Below are 19,384 nucleotides of genomic sequence, written 5' to 3' on the forward strand. Positions count from 1 at the left end.
TTCTCTCCTTTTTTATGATTTTTATAAGTCTACTATTTTTGATTAGAAATTAATTGTTCGCTAACTTTCTTATATAAAGCAGCCATGTCGTTTTCACCATATCCTGCCTCACTCGCTTCTTCATATACGTTTAATAGCATTTCGCTTACTGGCAAGTGAAGTTCGCTTTCCTTAGCTAAATCAACTGCAAAGCCTAAATCTTTTTTTAATAGATTTACAGTAAATCCTGGCTCGTAGTTTTCTGTTGCAATGAAACTTTTATAATTGCGCTCATAAATTCTACTTTGACCGTAACTTACATTTAAAATATCAAACATTTTATCTAAGTCCATATTGCTCTTTTTCGCTAATGTTAAAGCTTCACTCACACCAGCTGTATAAAAACCAATTAATAGATTGTTAATTAATTTAACAGTTGTACCACTATCAATTTGTTCACTAACGTGGAAGATATTCGCTCCTAACACTTCCATGACAGATTCAGTTTTCTCATATACCTCTTTTGATCCACCAACCATAAACGTTAATGTACGGTTTTCTGCTCCAATTACCCCTCCACTAACAGGCGCTGCTAAAAAGTCTACTTTCTTTTCCTTTGCAGCCTCTTCTAACTGTTTGTTTAATTGTGGAGATACTGTACTAGTATCAATTAAAACTACATTAGGGTGGCTATTTTCAAATAATCCTTCTGCTCCGAAATATACCGCTTCAACCGCACGAGGTGATGGTAAACTTGTAAAAATCACATCACATGTCTCTGCTAGTTTTGAGATTGATAAACCGATAATTCCGCCTTCTTGTTCAAAAGAAGCTTCCGCCTCCTTATTCAAGTCCACTCCGTATACTGTATAACTTGATTTAACTAAATTTTTAGACATAGGAAGACCCATGTTACCTAAACCTATAAAACCAATCTTTTTCATATCGCTTTCCTCCTATTTACACAATATATTTCCCGCGATTAATAATGACTTTCGCAATATCTCTCTTTTTCGTAAATAAGTTCGTGTATAAAGGCACTAATAATTGACGGATTTCAGCTAAAATTACGTGTCTATGTTGTTCTTCTGTGACAGCCGCTGAAAGTATAGAAATCGCCGCTTCTTCTACTTTACGATAGCCTTCTTCACAAATAACATCAGTTATCATTTGTTTCGTACGCTCTTTTTCTTCACCATTTTTACTAATTGCTTTACTCGTACGTAAAAATGCTGATTCCATGACGTACACGTCCGTCAACATATTTGATAATACACGTGAATATTCTTGCTCTTGATCAATTTTTAAGCCTGGAGTTTTAGAGAGCGTTTTCAAAGATTGTTTCAACAATTTTTTCGCTAATAAAATGTAACGATGGTTTCTTTCTACATTTGCTACATCAAGTTCTATTTCAGTATCTTCTATTTGTTCGATTTGCTTCATTAACATTTTAGCTACTGTTAATCTGTTAATTTCGTTCGTTCCTTCAAAAATACGACTAATTCTAGCATCACGATACAATCGTTCTACTTCGTATTCCTGCATATAACCGTAACCACCATGAATTTGTACAGCTTCATCTACGATATGACCAAGTGTTTCAGAAGCGTTTACTTTATTAAGTGCACATTCAATTGCAAATTGAGACATTTTCTTCATAAGATCCTCATCACTCTCATGAATTGCATCATCAATTACACCTGCTGTACGGTAGGCTGCACTTTCTGCTCCATATGTAGCAATGATCATATTTGCAATTTTCTCTTGAATCATCGTAAAGTCCACTAATTCAGTTTGAAACTGTTTTCGTTCTTTTCCATATTGTACTGACAAGCCAATTGCTTGTTTTGCTGTTCCAATATTTCCAAAAGCAAGTTTTAGTCTAGCGAAGTTAAGAATATTAAGAGCTACGTGATGCCCTTTTCCAACTTCCCCTAAAACATTTTCAGCAGGGATGACAACATCTTCTAATATAAGCGTCGCCGTTGAAGAACCTTTAATCCCCATTTTCTTTTCTTCTAATCCAATTGATACACCTTCACATGTTCTTTCGACAATAAACGCTGTCATTCCTTTATTTGTCTTCGCAAAAACAACGTATACATCAGCCATATGAGCGTTCGTAATCCACTGCTTCTCACCATTTAACTTCCAAGCTGTACCATCTTCATTCAATACTGCACTCGTTTTTGCACTTAATGCATCAGAGCCAGCATTTGGCTCAGTTAAAGCATAAGCCCCAATCCATTCTCCTGACGCAATTTTTGGTAAATATTTTTCTTTCTGTTCTTTCGTTCCGTAATATATGTAAGGCAATGTACCTACACCTGCGTGTATATTAAAAGAAACACTAAATGCACCAGCGTAACCCATTTTCTCTGCTACAAGCCCTGAGACTGCCTTTCCTAACTCAAACCCGCCGTATTCTTCCGGGACCTCGATACTCAACAATCCAAGTTCCCCAGCTTTCTCAAATAATTGACGAGAAACTTTATAGTTATGTTGTTCAATGTTCTCAACTTGCGGAACAATTTCTTGCTTAACGAATTGTTCTGTCGTTTTTGCGATTAAATCTTCATCCCCTGAAAAATCTTCTGGTGTAAAGAAAGTATTATTCACATCTTTATTGAGTGAAAAAAATTCATTCCATGGTAACTTCGTTTTCTCCATCTGAATCCCCCTATCATTTCGGCCTTCATTGCTTTTTGCATATGCTCGTCTACGATGAGTGGAATATCTTATTATTGAAAACAGAAGGCGATGAATTTTCACATCAAGCATTTCGTTTTGCCAAAGATGTATTCTCATCGCCTTAGTCCTTCTACCTATTGATCTTCAGATAATACTGTTTTTGCAATTCCAGTATCTAATTCTTCAAAGTCATGATATGAAATTGTTTCATATAACTCACTTCTCGTTTGCATATTAGAAAGTGCATCTTTTTGTGAGCCAGTCTCTTTAATTAATGTAAATACATTCTCATATGCTTTTGCAGCAACGCGAAGTGAAGTTACAGGGTAAATCACCATTTGGAAGCCCATATTTGCGAATTCCTCCGCACTATAATATGGTGTTTTGCCGAACTCAGTCATATTTGCTAGTAAAGGTGCATTCACTTTGCTAGTAAATAATCGGAATTCTTCTTCCGATTGAAGCGCTTCTGGGAAAATTGCATCTGCTCCTGCTTTTACATATGCGTTCGCTCTTTCAATCGCTGCATCTAATCCTTCTACTCCGCGAGCATCTGTGCGCGCTACAATATATAAGCTTGGTGCAACTTCTTTAATCGCTTTAATTTTTTGAACTAATTCTTCTGTAGTAACAAGTTTCTTACCATTTAAATGTCCACATTTCTTTGGTAATTGTTGATCTTCAATTTGAACAGCCGCAACTTTCGCTTCCACCATTTCTACAGCTGTTCTCGCTACGTTTAGTACTCCACCAAATCCTGTATCTATGTCAACAAGAACTGGTAAATCTGTAGCTCTTACTAGATCCCTTGCTCTCTCTGCTACTTCAGTAGACGTCACGATTCCTAAATCTGGTAGTCCTTTACTTGCAGTATAAGCAGCTCCAGATAAATAAAGAGCTGAAAAACCTGTATTTTTCGCAACAAGAGCAGCCATTGCATCATGAGCACCTGGAATTTGCAAAATTTCATTTGCTTCTACTAAAGCTCGGAAGCGATTCGCAAGCTCCTCTTGTGTTGACTGTTTATTCACAACCCAAGCCATTCTATATTCCCCCTATTATTAAATTAAGAATAGATCTACAAATTCGTTGACATTCATATTTTCTAGTTTCTCTTCATTTAAACAAGCTTCATGAATTTGTTCTTGCTGCTTACTAGAATAATGACCTGCCATATTTGCAGTGAATTTTTGAACAACTTTTGGAATTGCTTCGTCTCTACGGAAACGGTGGCCAAGTGGATATTCACATTCCACATTTTCTGTTACAGTACCATCTTTAAAGTGAACTTGAACAGCGTTGGCGATTGAGCGCTTGTTCGGGTCAAGGTAATCTAAACTGTACTGTTTATTTTCAACAACAACCATCTTATTACGTAATTCATCTACACGTGGATCGTTTGCTACTGCATCCTCATAATCGTCCGCAACGATATCACCTTTTAATAAACCGATTGCCGTAATGTATTGTAAGCAATGATCACGATCAGCTGGGTTATTTAATGGACCTTCTTTATCGATAATACGAATTGCTGATTCATGAGTTGTAATTGTAATACGATCAATTTCATCTAATCTTTCTTTAATTTCCGGGTGCAACTTCACTGCACATTCTGCAGCTGTTTGTGCATGGAATTCTGCTGGATATGACACTTTAAATAATACATTTTCCATTACATATGACTCTAGTGGTCTAGCTAATTTTAATTCTTGCTTGTTAAATAATACATCTTGGAATCCCCATCCTGGCGCAGATAATGCTGTTGGGTAACCCATTTCACCTTTTAGAGCAGTCATTGCAAGATGAACACCGCGGCTCGTCGCATCACCTGCTGCCCATGATTTACGTGAGCCAGTATTTGGAGCATGACGATATGTACGAAGACTAGAATTATCAATCCATGCATGTGATAATGCATTAAAGATTTCTTCACGTGTTCCACCAAGCATTTTCGCAACTACAGCAGTTGTTGCTACTTTTACGTATAATACGTGGTCAAGACCAACACGGTTTAAACTATTTTCTAAAGCAAGTACACCTTGAATTTCATGTGCTTTAATCATCATTTCTAATACTTCACGTACTTTTAAAGGTTCTTTTCCTTCTGAAATACGAACGCGACTAATATAATCTGCAACTGCTAAAATTCCGCCTAAGTTATCAGATGGATGTCCCCATTCTGCTGCAAGCCATGTATCGTTATAATCTAACCAACGGATCATACATCCGATATTAAAGGCACCTTTTACTGGATCTAGCACATAAGACGTACCTGGTACACGTGTACCGTTTGGCACGATAGTTCCTGGTACAACTGGTCCTAGTAATTTCGTACACTCTGGATATTGTAGTGCCAAAATTCCGCATCCAAGCGTATCAAGTAATACGTAGCGAGCAGTACTGAATGCTTCTGCACTTGTAACCTCTTTATTTAATACATAATCCGTAATTTCTTCTAATAATGCATCTTTTTGTTTAATTTCGTTTGTTTTAATCATGCTATTCTTCCCTTTCTGTCGAAAATTCGTTATTATTAATGATGGGTGTCGGTCAAACACCCATCTGGCGGGCGGCGCTAACAACTCCCCAGTTGTTCTTATTTACTAAGCACATGTCGCTCGCCAATGTAGTTTACACGCGGACGGAACAATCGGTTGTTCGCATGTTGCTCAATAACGTGCGCACATAGTCCTACTGTTCTAGAACTAAAGAAAATTGGTGTGTAAAGTTGAATCGGAATACCAAGCATCCAATATACTGGAGCAGCATAATAATCAAGATTCGGATAAATTCCTTTTTCCTTCTCCATAATCTTCTCTCCAGCTTCACACATTTCATATAGTGTATAATCACCTTTTACATCACATAACTGCTTTAAAGCTTCCTTCATCATAAGCGCTCTTGGATCTATCTTCTTCATATACACGCGATGTCCAAAGCCCATGATTTTTTCTTTGTTATAAAGTTTTTTCTGTAATAACTCTTCAAATTTCTCAACATTACCAGCTTCTAATAGCATGTACATAACGGCTTCATTCGCACCACCATGTAAACTTCCTTTTAAAGATGCAACTGCACCTGTTAAAGCACCATATAAATCTGATTGTGTTGATGCAATTACGCGAGCGGTAAATGTAGAGTTTGGCATTTCATGTTCGCTATATAAAACAAGGGAACGATCAAAGATCTTCTCCTCAAGTTCAGTTGGTTTTTTCCCAGTTAACATATAGTAGAAATTCGCACTGTATGATAATTCCTGAAGAGGTTCGATAGGCTCCTCATTATTTAAAATATGATAGCTATTCGCCACAATGTTAGGCACCTTACTTAAAAGCTTGTACCCTCTACTTTTATTCACTTCTAACGAGCGGTTTTCGATATCATTATCGTAGCCAGCTAATGCAGACACACCTGTACGTAATCCATCCATGGGATGCGTTTCTTTAGGCAATGCCTTTAGCACGTTGAATACACCTTCTGGTACTGCATATTCTTCTTTTAATTTCTTTTCAAGTGTTGCTTTCTCATCCTCATTTGGTAGATGTTCTTCTAATAATAGGTGCACAATGTCTAAATACTCTTTTGTTTTTGAGAGTTCGATTAAATCATACCCTTGAATTACAATTTCACCTTTTACTGTGTCAAGAAACGAAATTTTCGTCTCCGCTGCTACTACACCATCTAATCCCGGGGAAAATTTTTCTTCAGCTTTCATCATTATTTCCTCCAATCCTAATAGATCTTCGTGCACATAACTGTAAGCCTTTACAATACTGTGGAACTACATTTCTATTTCAATGTATCAGAGTTTTTAGAAGATTTCAATTTATTTTATAATGATAAGTTTCCTATACTTTTATTGCTGTAATAATACAATTTTCCAAAAATAATTTTTATATTTTATAACGAAAGGACCGACTTTGTACTATTTTTTCTGAACCAAAATATAACGATATTCCATAAAATCCCACAAAATATAGCTTTACCCCCTATTTTCTTTTTCAAATAAAAAACGAGCTGTACACATATACAGCTCGTTTCCATATGATATTTATTTCACAATTCCCTAAATATAATTCTTATATAAAATTTATTTATTTTTAATAAAGTTATTATTTTACATAATTAAATTGAATTTCTTCCGTTTCTATATGATAACTTACAACTAAATCATAGTTTTGAAAATACCAAAGGTCATCAAAATCTACAAAAAATCGAATACCATCTATTTCAATTGATACTACATCCCCATCTGGTTTCTCAGTAGCAATCCCTAAAGAATATCCGGGCTGAATTGAGCTATTCCCTCCGTATCTTACAATAAAGTGAAACTTTAATCAGTGGGGGTTTTGTCCCTCCCCCACTGATTATTAGTTGAACCAATCGGGCTTTTACGAGCAGTTGATCTCCTGCCTAACTTTCTTGCATTTGCAGAATTTTGAGGTGGAGGTCTTACTGCTCGTTAATGCGGGATAAATAGAATAGATTCATCATGCTTTATACGCAATTCTTCCTTAAACAATTGTAGAGCTTCATGATCAATTGAAATTTTCATCTTTACGCCAATTCTTTTTTTCCTAATCGCTGTTTTACAAAAATGACAAATATAATTAAAGCTATTAATCCTGAAATTGCACTACCTGCGAATAAAAAGCGGTAACCAAATATTTGTGAAACAAATCCAAGTAAAATCGCACCTAATCCAATACCTAAATCAAATGCGGTAAAGAATGAAGCGTTAGCAACTCCTCTTTTACTAGGAGCAACAATTGTAAGCATCGCTGCTTGCAAAGCGGGCTGTGCTGAACCGAATCCAACACCATATAATGCCGCTGCGACAATTACACCCATTACACTATTTGAAATCGTTAGTACAACTATAGCTAAAATGGTAATACATAATGTTGGGAGTATGATAAATACTTCTCCATATTTATCTAATAATTTACCTGAAATTGGCCTTACAATTGTTAAGGCAATTGCATATACAAGAAAGAATGTGCCAGGATTCACATCAATTGATGATGCAAATAACGGTAAAAACGTTGTAATTCCTCCATATGCAAAAGATAAAAAGAAAACAACAATCGTAATTGATAAAACGGATTTTTCAAACAGCTGAATTTTCCCTTTTTCTTTTTGTGGTGCAAACGGCATCTTTGTTATTAATGATAATACGACCGCCATAAAAGATAAAAGAGTTGCTAATAAGAATAGACCATGAAATGAATACTTTTGTACAACCCATAATCCAATCATCGGGCCGATCGCCATTGCAATTGTCATCGACATTCCATACCAGCCCATTCCTTCTCCGCGGCGTGAATCTGGAATAATATCAGTTATTGCTGTTCCAACAGCCGTTGTAGAAACGGCCCATGTTACCCCATGAATAACACGTAAAAACGCTAAGAATAAAATAGTTGATGCTAAATTATAGGAAAACATTGTTAGTCCAAAAAAGATAAGGCCCCAAATAATAAAAGATTTCCTACCATATTTATCTAACATACCTCCAATAATCGGGCGAATTACAACTGCGGCTATCGTAAACATTCCCATCATCAGTCCAACTTGAGATTCATTCCCACCTATTTCTTTAATAAAGAGCGGGAGCGTTGGAACAAGCAAATAAAACCCTGTAAATAAAAATAACATCGCGACAGTCATTTGGATAAATGATTTCGTCCATAATCGTTCCATTAAAATCCCTCCATAAACACGTAAAATACTACGATCAACACATCCATTGTATATTTTTCATATTCCTTTTCCCTCCGCTATTAGACGTATCTTTTCATAATAAATAGTCCACCATCAATTCACATTGGTCTTACGACTTTGTACGTATGTTTTAACCGAAAGTCCTATATGTAAGTACCTTTATAAGTATTAAAAGAATATACTACTTTATCATTGAAACTTAGGAGTGATCGTTTTCATGTGGGTATCACCAAGAATAACTGCTACGGTCCCATCAGTTCCCTCAATACATGTTCCTGCCGTTCATACAGCTAGTTCTGATGTTGGTATCGAACTTCCTGCCGCTTGGCAACAATATCAATCGACTGACCAAGTCACCCCTTCATTTTGGCATCATGGTACACATCCTAGTAGTACTACTTTTTATAGCCCTAGCCATCCAATACCTCCGACTCAAATTTTTTATCATTTCCCGTCAATTTACTTTCAAAATTTCTATGGTACTTTTAACATTTAAAAATAATATTACTCTTTATAATACAAAAAGCACCAAAGGAACCGTTTTTCCGGTACCTTTGGTGCTTTTTAAATACATTATTTATTGTCCATTATTGGAAGGAGCCTCTCCTGTGTTCCCGCCGGTAGTTGGTGGGGTTGGAGTTCCTTGACCACCTCCACTAGTTGGTGGGGTTGGAGTTCCTTGGCCACCTCCACTAGTTGGTGGGGTTGGAGTTCCTTGGCCACCTCCACTAGTTGGTGGGGTTGGAGTTCCTTGACCATTTCCATTGTTTTGTTCATTTTGCTTATTCTGTTCCTCTTGTTTCTTTTGCTCTTCCTGCTTCTTAAGTTCATCTTGCTTCTTTTGCTCTTCTTGTTTCTTAAGTTCTTCCTGTTTCTTTAGTTCCTCTTGATTTTTCTCTTCTTCAGTTTTTTGCTGTTGGTCCTGTTTTGGTTGTTCCGTTGTATCCGGTACGCTCGTATTTGGAGATGAATCACGTTTTTCACCTTTTATACGTAGCTCACTACCTTCTTGAATAACACTACTTGGCATTTTAAAGCGCGATGTATCTGTAGCATACTCGCTCATCATTTGTTTAAAGATTAATTGAGCAATTTTTGTATTTTTACTACTAATATAATCGTCTTTACTATCTTTCATATATCCAGTCCATACTGCCATCGTATATTGCGGCGTATATCCTGCAAACCAACTATCACGAGTTGCACTTTCTGGTAGATTATACTGCGCTATTTGTTTAGAAGAATAGTTTGTTGTACCTGTTTTACCAGCTACATCTAAAGAATCTATATTTGCAGATGTACCCGTACCAGAATTAACAACAGAACGAAGCATATCAGTAATCATATATGCTGTAGAATCTGCCATAACTCGTTTTGACTTTTGCTCAAAGCTTTTTGATTTACCGTCTGGATAAACAACTTTCTTAACAAAATGCGGTTTTGTATACTTTCCATCATTACCAAATGCCGCATAAGCACCTGCCATTTCAGTTGGTGACACTTCATTTGTACCAATCGCTGTTGATTCAGTCGGTGCCGAATTAAATGTAATTCCTAATTTTTCAGAGAAGTCTTTCGATTTACTAATTCCCACTTCTTTTGCAGTTTTAATCGCTGGAATATTACGCGACATTTTTAATGCATCACGCATTGTAACCTGTCCTAAATATTTTCTATCTGCATTTCTTACTTCTTGACCAGTTGAGTATTTAAATGGAGAGTCATCAATTTGATGATAAGTAGCCCATTTTAAATATTCAATCGCAGGAGCGTAATCAAAGATTGGTTTCATCGTAGAACCTGCTGAGCGATCTAATTCAATTGCCATATTATGTCCTTTAAATACAGCTTTATTTTCCCCACGACCACTACCTATAGCGCGTACTTCTCCTGTTTTCGTATCCATAAATGTGAAGGCCCCTTGGAAGTTCTCATTTGGATAATTAATAATATTTGCATTTAAAAGCTGATCAGCATAATCCTGTGCTTTCCGATCTAATGTCGTATAAATTTCTAAACCGTCAGATCCAATATTAACATCAGGTATTTCTTTTTCAACTTCCTTCACAACTGCATCCATAAATGCAGTATGTGGCATCGCTTGTAGTGCAGTTGCAGGCTTAAGCCCCTCTGTTACTGGAACTTTTGATGCTTCTTCCATTTCTGCCTTTGTAATATAACCATGTCGATTCATTAATCCTAGTACAACATTTCTTCTTTCTGTTGCCTTTTCAACATTTTCTTTTTTCGTTGGATCATAGTTATTCGGTGCTTTCGGTAAACCGGCAAGCATCGCAACTTCTGGTAATGTTAATTCTTTCAATTCTTTACCGTAGTAGTTTTGCGCTGCTGTTGCGATTCCATATGAACGGTTACCTAAATTAATTTTATTTAAATACATCTCTAATATTTCATGTTTTGAATACTGTTGTTCAAGCTTATAAGCTAAATATATTTCCTGAGCCTTACGCTTTGGCGTTTTGTCCATCGATAAGAAGTAGTTTTTTATAACTTGCTGCGTTATCGTACTTCCACCTTGAGAGCCATAATCTCCTTTAAGACTGACTAAAACCGCACGGGCAGTACCTTTAAAGTCTACCCCGCTATGCTCGTAAAAACGTGCGTCTTCTGTCGCTAAAAATGCATTTTCTACTAATTTAGGAATTTGATCATACGTAACATTCGTTCGTTTTTCTTTCCCATATTCATATACCAATTCCCCGTCTTTATCATAAATTTTTGAGGATAACGGATTAACAAGTTTTGCTTTCTCAAGTTTTGGCGCATCCTTTATCATAACGAAAAAGGTAGCAACCCCTGCCACTAAACCTACAATACCAAGTAGTAAACAACTGATTAAAAACTTACGAAAAAACGATGTTTTACCTTTTGGTTTTGTTTCTTTAGAAGCTGGCTGTTTTTTCTTTTGAACTTGTCGTCGCTCCTCTCGAGAACGATAATTTTCTGACATGTTACTTTCTCCTGCCTTTCAATTCTCCCGTTGATTTACATAAAATATTGAGATCACCTTCACAAATATACTTATATTTAGAAAGTTTCTTAACCGGAAGCATTCAATATTTTCCCAATTCACAGATTATAAATTTTGGAATACTTCTTATACAAACTATATTCACCTCTATTTTTTCTAATAATACTGCCCCTTTAAGCATAGAATGTAAGAAGTGAATTTTAATACCTCGTATAAATAATATACCTTTTTTTCAAATGGTCAATATTTTCTTATTAATAAATCAAAGGTGAAATAAAAATAGCACAACTATATGTACTTCGTGTGAACTTCCTTATAATTACGCATAACGAACATTTAATATCTTACATATAAGTATAATACCTCTTTAATTATAAGGATTTCAATACCACAATCCCCTTATCTACAAGAAAACACCTTAAATGAAAAGTAAGGAGTTGCGTAATGATGAAATTATCTCCCGTTATATCAAAAAATATAGTTGCTGTTGGCTATAACCCTTTTTCTATGATTTTAAGAATCCAACTAAAGAATGGTATGTATGATTTCTTTAACGTACCAGAAAGCATTTACACCGGCTTTTTAAACGCGCAATCTAAAAGTTATTACCATAATACTTATATTAAAAATTCTTTCCGCTACACTAAAATTTAAACTTGAGTAACATACAAAAAAGAAAGGAGGGAAACTCCCCTTTCTTTTTTAATATTTTCAATATCCATTTACCTTCTATTTCTCTTATTAATTTCATCATACGCCTGAATTTGTCTTTTTAGGCGCCGATCGGCTTTTTTATCATGTACAACAAGAACTGCGTGTATAGCTCCTGGAACCCAGAATATTAGGGTTAAAATGAAATTAATAATCGCTTGAAACGGCTTTCCGCACAATAAAACAGCTACCGGCGGAAGAAGAATTGCCAATAAGTACATCATGCCTTAAAAACCCCCTTAATGTTTATTTTTCAATTTTCACCCATTCATTTCCTGCACTTTCAAACCTACAAAATCATTTTATTTCCACAAGTGCAAATTAGAATTCATTATTACGAATATCAGATATATAAGTACAAATAGATGAGAAACCATTCACTAACATCCAGTAGCAATATTCACCTTTTCTTCTATTTACATATTCTACACCCATATGAAAAAGCCTACAAAAAGAATTATCACATCAATCTTGTCCCACTTATAAAATTGAAATACTCCAAATTACAATGAAATGAGTATCTCAACGTCTTTTCTTAGATTCTAATCTTTCTTCTTCTATTATTTCGGTTAATCCAATTGCTGAAATAACAGTTCCTATTGCTTGTATCCAAATACCAATAAGTCCTATTATGCGCTGATTCTCTTTATCTTTACCGAAGTCTTCATTATCCTTTTCTTCTTTTGATATATTGTAAATACCTTGATACGCTTGTAATCCCGCTCCTAAACTTTGCATAGAATTCCCTAGTACAATGACTCGCTGAATTGCATTCACCTCACGCAAGGCTACTTCTACTCCTAAAAAAGCTCCAATCGATTGTAAACTGTTCCCTGTAATTATAAGATAATCATTTTCTTGCGTTTGTTCATTTACATTAAAATACGTTCCTATTACATTTGAAATATTACCTAAAGCTAATAGCTCAATCCCCGTTTCCCCTAACTCTTTACTTTTATTATCCATACGTTCATCTTGATTCCCTCGTTTACCTTCATCTTTTGTATTAATATATGCTACAATTTGTAATATATAGCCGAGGGCTTGTAATGAACTCCCTACAATAACCAGATCCGATTCAATCTTTTCTTCTCCTATAAATCCTCTTGTTGTTCCAATAGCTGCCGTAAGATTTCCTCCTACTTGAAACCATGCCCCTGTCAATTCTAAACCGCGTGGATTCATTTCCCATCACCTATAATAAAATTTTCTTGTGCAATTAAAATAAGTAAATATCACCTTTAATTCATTATTTTATTTTACATATGTAATTTTGTGCATCACATAATGTGCTACTATAGTGAAACTTTAATCAGTGGTGTTTTTGCCCATCCCCCGCTGATTATTAGCCCTCACCAATCGGACTTTTATCGGCAGACCTACTCCTACCTAACTTCTTTGCTTCCAGTCTTACTGCCCACAAATAGCAGGGTGATACAAAAAGAGCACCTTTCAGGCGCTCTTTTTTGGCAAGGAGTTTTTCGATGAAGATGTAATTAGCAAATGCTTCTTATATACTTTAATATATGCTTGTCCTTCAAAACAGTGAATACTATTTTACTTTCTCTTTTTGTTTATCAATCAAAAAAATCAATGTTTAAATCATTATTATTTTTAAATTTTATTTTCTCTTTCCCGCATTTCTCACACCGATAAATATAGGCTACACCCAATTTACCATTTTTATAATCTTCATTATCCTGCATCCTAATGAAGCTATATTTATGTTTACAGTTCGATTCATCTAAATATTTTCCAATCCACTTTTTCAACATAATATAACCTACCCTATCGAAGAATTTTCACTTAGTCTAATTGCATACTTTTATGTAAATTCTCAATTTCATTTTGCAACTTTTTAAATTGTTCAAAATGCATTGTTATAGACTGACTACTATTATTATCCGCGTTGTGTTTTACTAACAAAACACCGGTATCATGAAAAATCACTTCGAGTTCTTTCCTTATAGATACTTTCGTAATATGTGCTGTTTTAATTGCCGATAAAATTGCTATTTCATTTAACTTTAATTTTATTTCATTAGGACAAAATGCTTTTTCAACCAATGTAACATCATTACTATAAATAAGTGCAACAAGATTACTTGATTTTGCATCTGTTAAATCTACTTTTTTCATAACATTATTTATAACATTTTGCCTCCTTCTTTTTTCGTATATATCAATTATACAAATTTATTCTTTTTAATGTTCAACTCTTCGTTAATTTTAACATACTTTTTGATAAGTTGATTAAACAAAGCCTCAAACGTTTTTCTACTCCGTAATATTTGTTAAATGAACCCTTTGGACTAAAACGTCATATAGTAGTGTTAACAATTACTTAAAAAGTAGGTGAAAATCATGCCCTCAGTTGTAGGCAATTTAGTTGTACAAAATAGTAACGGATCTTTCAACTTAGGTGATTTCTACAATGTTTCTCCAAAAGAGAATACGAAAGCTTATAACGGCTCTGGCGCATCTAACGTTGGTTTTGTAGTTAATACTTTTAGTGGTGTTAGTGCAACGAATACATTCGATTCTGACCTTGCAGATCAAAACCAAGTTGGTACGGCCTAAACAATTCTTCAATCTTTTTTGTATAACATATTTAGATTTGTCCATACTATACACAGGCTGTTAAACAGCTATCGTTGATTTTTTGAGTACCAATCTCTTTCTCCCTTTCCCTGGGGCTAAGCAGCTAGCTTGTATCTAGCTGCTTTTTCATGTGGCTATTTCCTTATTCATCTCTACTAAGAAAAATAAAAGAAGCTAAATTTCAAAATCCAGCTTCTTTTATGTTACATCAATTATGTCCACAATAGAAAATACATACGTTTTATAAAAAGCATCTGTACAAACTACATCCTGCTGAATTGGATTTATATGAACCACTGTCATATAACTTGTAAGTATGTACCCTTCTTCAAAATATGTCACTAACATCTCTTCTTCAGACAATAATGAAGTTAACAATTTATCAGAAATTCTCTCTTTCGCTTCATTCGTTAATATCGGTCTCTTTACTCTTAATTTCTCTCTAATCCCCTCTCGTATACTAAGCAATTGTTCCGACATTACTGTAAACGGAACCCACTCTCTTCCTTTTGTCTGCATCTTTACTTGATTCATTTTCTTTATCCCCTCGATTTTTTATATCTATCGATTCTATATAAAAAGAAATTTCACTTTTAAATACACTCTGTCCATCTCTTATTTATAAGTAGTGTTCAAACTTACAATTATTCATGAATTGTAGGTATTAATTATGACTCCCCAACTAAAGAACGTTTGTTCTAATTATACACGAACTAACGTTCTTAAGAAAGAGGAACATGCATATTTTTTTAACAAAATGAAACTTAAATCAATATAGTTTGTCCATTCCCATTGATTATTCACCCTGACCAATTAAGTTTTTTACACTTCCTATCGCAAGACAAAATACGTGTAGCAACTACAAAAACGACTTCACCTGAAGTGAAGTCGCTTTTTTCTAATAAAATATATTTCTAACTTTACTTTTCTATCCTGACTAACGTTCTTTCCGGAATACAAATTTCATCTATATCAAAATGATTTATTTTTAATTTCAATCCCCCTACTTTTTTCCTTATCTTCATCACCACCCCAACAACTTAAGCATATACTTTTATTATGAACAAACTCACAAATCTTAAAAAGCTTATGATGTAAAACACTTTATTCCTCATAGTTTACTATGAAAAAGAAGCGCTTTTGGCGCTCTTTTTTCATACATAATTTTATTAAAATTCATTAAATCCAATCTGTATATATTACTCTACAAGATATATAATCGACTATTGTCACTACCATTTAATTAATATGTATAGGCTGCATTATAATATGTAACTCCCTCTCTGTTTCTCCTTTTTTCGGATGCCGATAATACTCCAATTTATATTCTAATACTTTATACTCAACCACCCCAATCTTAATCCCTTTTGTTTCCTTTAATACAGCTAATAGATCGCTTATATTTTCATCTGATGATTCAAATATTTTCCCTCCGCCTTCTCTCTTAAAGATAACCTTCATATACTCTCCCCCAAGTTAACTTTATAATCTAGTAGCTAATAAGTCTAAAAACATTCATCCTATTTTTATTTATAATTTGCTTTCAAAAAAAGAACATCCTTTTTAATAGAATGCTCAGCTTTTCACTTCCTATAACATCAATATCTTTTCCAATAATATGATATGTATTGCTAATGATTTTATGAGTACTTCTGATTAGTGTGTTCTAATTGATTATGGCTATTATTGAAGATGACATATCAGCGATATTTTATGTCTATTTCGTATTGGTGTTAGCAAGTTCGTTTGCAAACTTGTTAGCACTTTTTTTGATAAGATAATCATGGTAGGCGATTTAACTAAAGCTGGTTTTTCACGTGATACTACTAGCCAATTTCTTGAACACCAATACAAGATGCTAAATAAACTAGGAGTTAAATATGAAAGGATTGATTATTAATGAACAGATTAGATAATATCAGTAGTGTGTATAGAATTGATGCCAAAAAATCTCCTTCGAAAGAAGAAGAAATTAAAGCGCTTCAGGATTTTTCGACAATAGATGTACCTACAGAATATATAGAAATAATTCAGCTAACTTCAGACATTGAAATTAATGTTAACGACCAAATTTATATTCGAATTTGGGGAGCTTCGGGGTGCATTGAAATGAATGAAACTTATGAAGTGCAGAAATATCTCCCGAATTCACTCGCAATTGGTGATGATGAAGGAGGTGGTGCATTAATCTATCTACAGGGTAAAGATGGTTTTGGAATATACTATAACAGATTCGCAGATTTGGATGTTGAGGAGGCAGTGAAAATTGCACCTTCGCTAACCGAATTATTAGTAAATAATGTAGGTGTGAATACTTTATTAGACATTTAAAAAAATTTAGAAACCTTGATTGGCTTGCCTTTCAAGGTCTTTTATTGGTAACGATATAGGTTTTGTAATAACTATGCTATTTTTTACAAATGTTTTAGATTCCAGTGTATGGGGGTAGTGCCAGGGTTGTTGTCATAGACCGCAAAGTAGCTAAAACGGCTGATAAAGCACATGATTTATCTACAGAAGTAAAAATGGCTGAGGATGCAAAATTACTTCAATCTGGAGCAAGAGATTATCTAACCCAATATGATGATGGTGTTCGCCATGTAGAAAAAATGTATGATGAAATTAGGGCTTCAAATTCTGACGTTGCAGCAATCACTAAAAATACTGGTTGGAAAGAGGAAAGAATCAACCGTATTAAAGAACATGTTTTTATGAAGGAACATATTCTTAGTCGAGGAATAGATAGATTTGACCCTGATTATGGAATCGCAAGAGCTTGGCAGCGTTTAGAAAAAGGTATTCATCATGAAAATGATATAAAATTACTTAAACATGAATACTTTGAATCTCGATTCGAAGGAATTTTTAAAACTGATTATGTAACAGCACATCGTAAGACAGTTGATTCAGGACGGCCATGGGATTCACCTGAAACTGAGCCAATGATACCTTTTGATGAGCATTTAAAAGTTCCTCTTGATAAAGTTTTTGATTAAGGAGTGTTGAGAACAATGGGGAGATATCCACTAATAGCAATAATGAAAGAAAATGAGGATAAAGAAAATGTGATTTACAGTTTCGGTCCAGATACTGAATCTTGTATGTTAAATCCAGAGCTTTATAGTAGATGGAATTTTAAAGTTGCAAAGAATGCAACTAACCGTGTGGAAGCATTTATTTTACTAGATGATATGCCTGAGAAACATATTTCCTTATTATATAAATGCATTCACAAAATATATGCTCACATAGAAGAAAATGGTGGTATAGAAAATATGAATAACATTGATTTCCCGGAATATTTCGAGTTTATCGTATAATATGTATCAGCATTACACGTTTGACATAATAATTGTAAGAAACCGACTCTTTAGTGGGAATCGGTTTCTTCGTCATGCTGTTGCTAGGTTAATAGACGTTTACATAGGCTTCATTTACAGTAACATAGTATGTTTTACCTTTACTATTGTGTACTTTGTATTGCAGTAACTAATGCTAAAATTATCTTAAAAAAAGACGGGCAAGGAAATTATATTCGAACAGGATATCCCGTAAAATAGAAATTTAGGAGGATACTTATGAATGATAAAGATTATATGTATGAAGAATTAAGTGATTTTTTAGATGGAACATTTCATCAAGATATGGGAACAGCAGAAAAAGCATTAAATGAATTTATAGAAGAAGCTCATAAAGTGTGTATAGAAAATACTATAAAGTACATAACTGAATTTTTAAAAAGTGATTTATCTACACAAGAAAAAGAAGAGTTCATTAAAGATTATACTGAAGTTTATTTTCCTTCTTTAAAACTTACTCCTATAGAATGGCTTGAACAAACAGTTGAAACGTTAAAACAAGCATTAAAAAATAATTAGTAAAAATCGACCGCCCGTAATAGGCGGTCTTTTCTTCGTATTACTTCATATTCACGTACGTATTACTATCCGTAATATAAGTATGTTGTGCCTCTGCTATGGTGTACTTTATATCCTCGTACACCACCAACCATTATCCTTCATCCATTTCTCAAATTCAGAAAGCTGTGGTTCGTATAATCCACCAGTGATGTAGTAAAACTCACCATTATTTACGAATGGTTCTACCCACCATTTACGAGCTAATGCATATTCTAGTAGCTTTTTAGAAGCTTCAATATCTGAGAATCCTCCTGTTTTCACGCGAACTCCATTATCAACACTCACGTTACTTCCTCCCCCATTATATGAATTTTGTACTCTTTCAATAAAATTATTCCAGCGTCCTTCAGCTAACATACGATGAGGACAGTACTTTCCATTCCATGATTGGTGTGTGCGAACCTTACTAATTGGAATATTGTATTGTTTCATTAATTGAGCTACAACGATAGCTGCATTATCTTCTGCTTTATAATATCTATTACCACCGCTTAGAGAGTAACAGATTTCCACACTAATGGATTTACGATTACCTGAACCATTTCCATCACCACAAGCCCACGCATTGCGTTCCAAAGGAAGACCTTGTATCGCTTCTTTATCATCTACCGCAATATGAAATGAAACTTCATTATTATTTCATTAGGAAAATAAATAAGAAAAAAGCCGCCCAACTGAAGTGCACCCCGATTGTTAGACACAGTCTAACAATTGGAGGTGCACTTTTTTATGGCTAAATTTTCTTCAAAAGAAAAAATACGAGCGA

20 protein-coding genes and 3 pseudogenes are annotated in these 19,384 nt (G+C 34.5%); 7 read left to right on the top strand and 16 right to left on the bottom strand.

Annotated elements, in window-relative coordinates; genetic code table 11:
* Nucleotides 1-32 precede the first annotated feature (32 nt).
* From MR109_RS16700 to MR109_RS16735, 7 genes and pseudogenes are all read right to left on the bottom strand, one after another.
* Nucleotides 33-923 (bottom strand): NAD(P)-dependent oxidoreductase, encoded by an 891-nt coding sequence (locus MR109_RS16700; RefSeq protein ID WP_242273138.1) that lies wholly within the window; start codon nucleotides 921-923, stop codon nucleotides 33-35.
* Nucleotides 924-939: 16 nt separating this feature from the next.
* Nucleotides 940-2,649 (bottom strand): acyl-CoA dehydrogenase family protein, encoded by a 1,710-nt coding sequence (locus tag MR109_RS16705; protein ID WP_242273140.1) that lies wholly within the window; start codon nucleotides 2,647-2,649, stop codon nucleotides 940-942.
* A 155-nt stretch (nucleotides 2,650-2,804) separates the two neighbouring features.
* The gene (gene prpB, locus MR109_RS16710; RefSeq protein WP_002031847.1) at nucleotides 2,805-3,713 is read right to left on the bottom strand and encodes a methylisocitrate lyase; all 909 of its coding nucleotides are present in this window, start codon (nucleotides 3,711-3,713) and stop codon (nucleotides 2,805-2,807) included.
* An 18-nt stretch (nucleotides 3,714-3,731) separates the two neighbouring features.
* Nucleotides 3,732-5,168, bottom strand: coding sequence for a 2-methylcitrate dehydratase (gene prpD, locus MR109_RS16715; RefSeq protein ID WP_000598132.1), 1,437 nt, complete (start codon nucleotides 5,166-5,168; stop codon nucleotides 3,732-3,734).
* A gap of 98 nt (nucleotides 5,169-5,266) precedes the next feature.
* Nucleotides 5,267-6,388, bottom strand: a complete 1,122-nt coding sequence (gene mmgD / locus MR109_RS16720) for a citrate synthase (protein ID WP_242273144.1) — start codon at nucleotides 6,386-6,388, stop codon at nucleotides 5,267-5,269.
* 394 nt (nucleotides 6,389-6,782) lie between these two features.
* Nucleotides 6,783-6,995: pseudogene (locus MR109_RS16725) on the bottom strand (HesB/YadR/YfhF family protein); the annotation flags it as partial.
* 232 nt (nucleotides 6,996-7,227) lie between these two features.
* Nucleotides 7,228-8,373, bottom strand: a complete 1,146-nt coding sequence (locus tag MR109_RS16735) for an MFS transporter (RefSeq protein ID WP_242273146.1) — start codon at nucleotides 8,371-8,373, stop codon at nucleotides 7,228-7,230.
* 238 nt (nucleotides 8,374-8,611) lie between these two features.
* Between MR109_RS16735 and MR109_RS16740 the strand changes: the two genes are divergently transcribed.
* Nucleotides 8,612-8,890: a hypothetical protein gene (locus MR109_RS16740; RefSeq protein WP_242273148.1), complete on the top strand. Its 279-nt coding sequence runs from the start codon at nucleotides 8,612-8,614 to the stop codon at nucleotides 8,888-8,890.
* An 81-nt stretch (nucleotides 8,891-8,971) separates the two neighbouring features.
* Here MR109_RS16740 and MR109_RS16745 read toward each other — a convergent pair whose 3' ends face one another.
* On the bottom strand, nucleotides 8,972-11,365 hold the full coding sequence (locus MR109_RS16745) for a transglycosylase domain-containing protein (RefSeq protein ID WP_242273151.1): 2,394 nt from the start codon (nucleotides 11,363-11,365) through the stop codon (nucleotides 8,972-8,974).
* A 465-nt stretch (nucleotides 11,366-11,830) separates the two neighbouring features.
* Here MR109_RS16745 and MR109_RS16750 point away from each other — a divergent pair, with 465 nt between their 5' ends.
* Nucleotides 11,831-12,040 (top strand): KTSC domain-containing protein, encoded by a 210-nt coding sequence (locus MR109_RS16750; RefSeq protein WP_141548711.1) that lies wholly within the window; start codon nucleotides 11,831-11,833, stop codon nucleotides 12,038-12,040.
* Between the two features lie 68 nt (nucleotides 12,041-12,108).
* Here MR109_RS16750 and MR109_RS16755 read toward each other — a convergent pair whose 3' ends face one another.
* From MR109_RS16755 to MR109_RS16770, 4 genes are all read right to left on the bottom strand, one after another.
* A complete protein-coding gene (locus MR109_RS16755; protein WP_002171836.1) occupies nucleotides 12,109-12,321 on the bottom strand; it encodes a YqaE/Pmp3 family membrane protein in 213 nt (70 codons plus the stop codon).
* A 298-nt stretch (nucleotides 12,322-12,619) separates the two neighbouring features.
* Entirely contained in the window at nucleotides 12,620-13,282 is a 663-nt protein-coding gene (locus MR109_RS16760; protein WP_098474550.1) for a DUF6944 family repetitive protein, read from the bottom strand.
* A gap of 392 nt (nucleotides 13,283-13,674) precedes the next feature.
* Entirely contained in the window at nucleotides 13,675-13,872 is a 198-nt protein-coding gene (locus MR109_RS16765) for a hypothetical protein (protein ID WP_098474551.1), read from the bottom strand.
* Nucleotides 13,873-13,903: 31 nt separating this feature from the next.
* Nucleotides 13,904-14,248 (bottom strand): hypothetical protein, encoded by a 345-nt coding sequence (locus MR109_RS16770; RefSeq protein ID WP_002171833.1) that lies wholly within the window; start codon nucleotides 14,246-14,248, stop codon nucleotides 13,904-13,906.
* A 213-nt stretch (nucleotides 14,249-14,461) separates the two neighbouring features.
* On the opposite strand from MR109_RS16770, the gene gerPF reads away from it, so the two are divergent.
* Entirely contained in the window at nucleotides 14,462-14,677 is a 216-nt protein-coding gene (gene gerPF / locus MR109_RS16775) for a spore germination protein GerPF (RefSeq protein ID WP_001141569.1), read from the top strand.
* Nucleotides 14,678-14,896: 219 nt separating this feature from the next.
* Here the strand turns inward: gerPF and MR109_RS16780 are convergent, their stop codons facing one another.
* Nucleotides 14,897-15,232 (bottom strand): YolD-like family protein, encoded by a 336-nt coding sequence (locus tag MR109_RS16780; RefSeq protein WP_242273153.1) that lies wholly within the window; start codon nucleotides 15,230-15,232, stop codon nucleotides 14,897-14,899.
* A 705-nt stretch (nucleotides 15,233-15,937) separates the two neighbouring features.
* The gene (locus tag MR109_RS16785; RefSeq protein ID WP_242273155.1) at nucleotides 15,938-16,159 is read right to left on the bottom strand and encodes a hypothetical protein; all 222 of its coding nucleotides are present in this window, start codon (nucleotides 16,157-16,159) and stop codon (nucleotides 15,938-15,940) included.
* A 438-nt stretch (nucleotides 16,160-16,597) separates the two neighbouring features.
* On the opposite strand from MR109_RS16785, the gene MR109_RS16790 reads away from it, so the two are divergent.
* From MR109_RS16790 to MR109_RS16800, 3 genes are all read left to right on the top strand, one after another.
* Nucleotides 16,598-17,029 carry an SMI1/KNR4 family protein gene (locus tag MR109_RS16790; protein WP_242273158.1) on the top strand — a complete coding sequence of 144 codons (432 nt, stop codon included), beginning with the start codon at nucleotides 16,598-16,600 and terminating at the stop codon, nucleotides 17,027-17,029.
* Nucleotides 17,030-17,223: 194 nt separating this feature from the next.
* Nucleotides 17,224-17,694: a hypothetical protein gene (locus MR109_RS16795; RefSeq protein WP_242273160.1), complete on the top strand. Its 471-nt coding sequence runs from the start codon at nucleotides 17,224-17,226 to the stop codon at nucleotides 17,692-17,694.
* A gap of 15 nt (nucleotides 17,695-17,709) precedes the next feature.
* On the top strand, nucleotides 17,710-18,018 hold the full coding sequence (locus MR109_RS16800; RefSeq protein ID WP_025151296.1) for a hypothetical protein: 309 nt from the start codon (nucleotides 17,710-17,712) through the stop codon (nucleotides 18,016-18,018).
* An 88-nt stretch (nucleotides 18,019-18,106) separates the two neighbouring features.
* Here MR109_RS16800 and MR109_RS16805 read toward each other — a convergent pair.
* Nucleotides 18,107-18,181: pseudogene (locus MR109_RS16805) on the bottom strand (N-acetylmuramoyl-L-alanine amidase); the annotation flags it as partial.
* A 95-nt stretch (nucleotides 18,182-18,276) separates the two neighbouring features.
* Between MR109_RS16805 and MR109_RS16810 the strand changes: the two are divergent.
* Entirely contained in the window at nucleotides 18,277-18,576 is a 300-nt protein-coding gene (locus tag MR109_RS16810) for a contact-dependent growth inhibition system immunity protein (protein WP_025149338.1), read from the top strand.
* A 108-nt stretch (nucleotides 18,577-18,684) separates the two neighbouring features.
* Here the strand turns inward: MR109_RS16810 and MR109_RS30230 are convergent.
* A pseudogene (locus MR109_RS30230) lies at nucleotides 18,685-19,257 on the bottom strand (peptidoglycan recognition protein family protein); the annotation flags it as partial.
* Nucleotides 19,258-19,384: the final 127 nt, after the last annotated feature.

Source organism: Bacillus cereus group sp. BfR-BA-01310 (assembly GCF_022664325.1).
GTDB classification, from domain to species: Bacteria; Bacillota; Bacilli; order Bacillales; family Bacillaceae_G; genus Bacillus_A; species Bacillus_A paramycoides.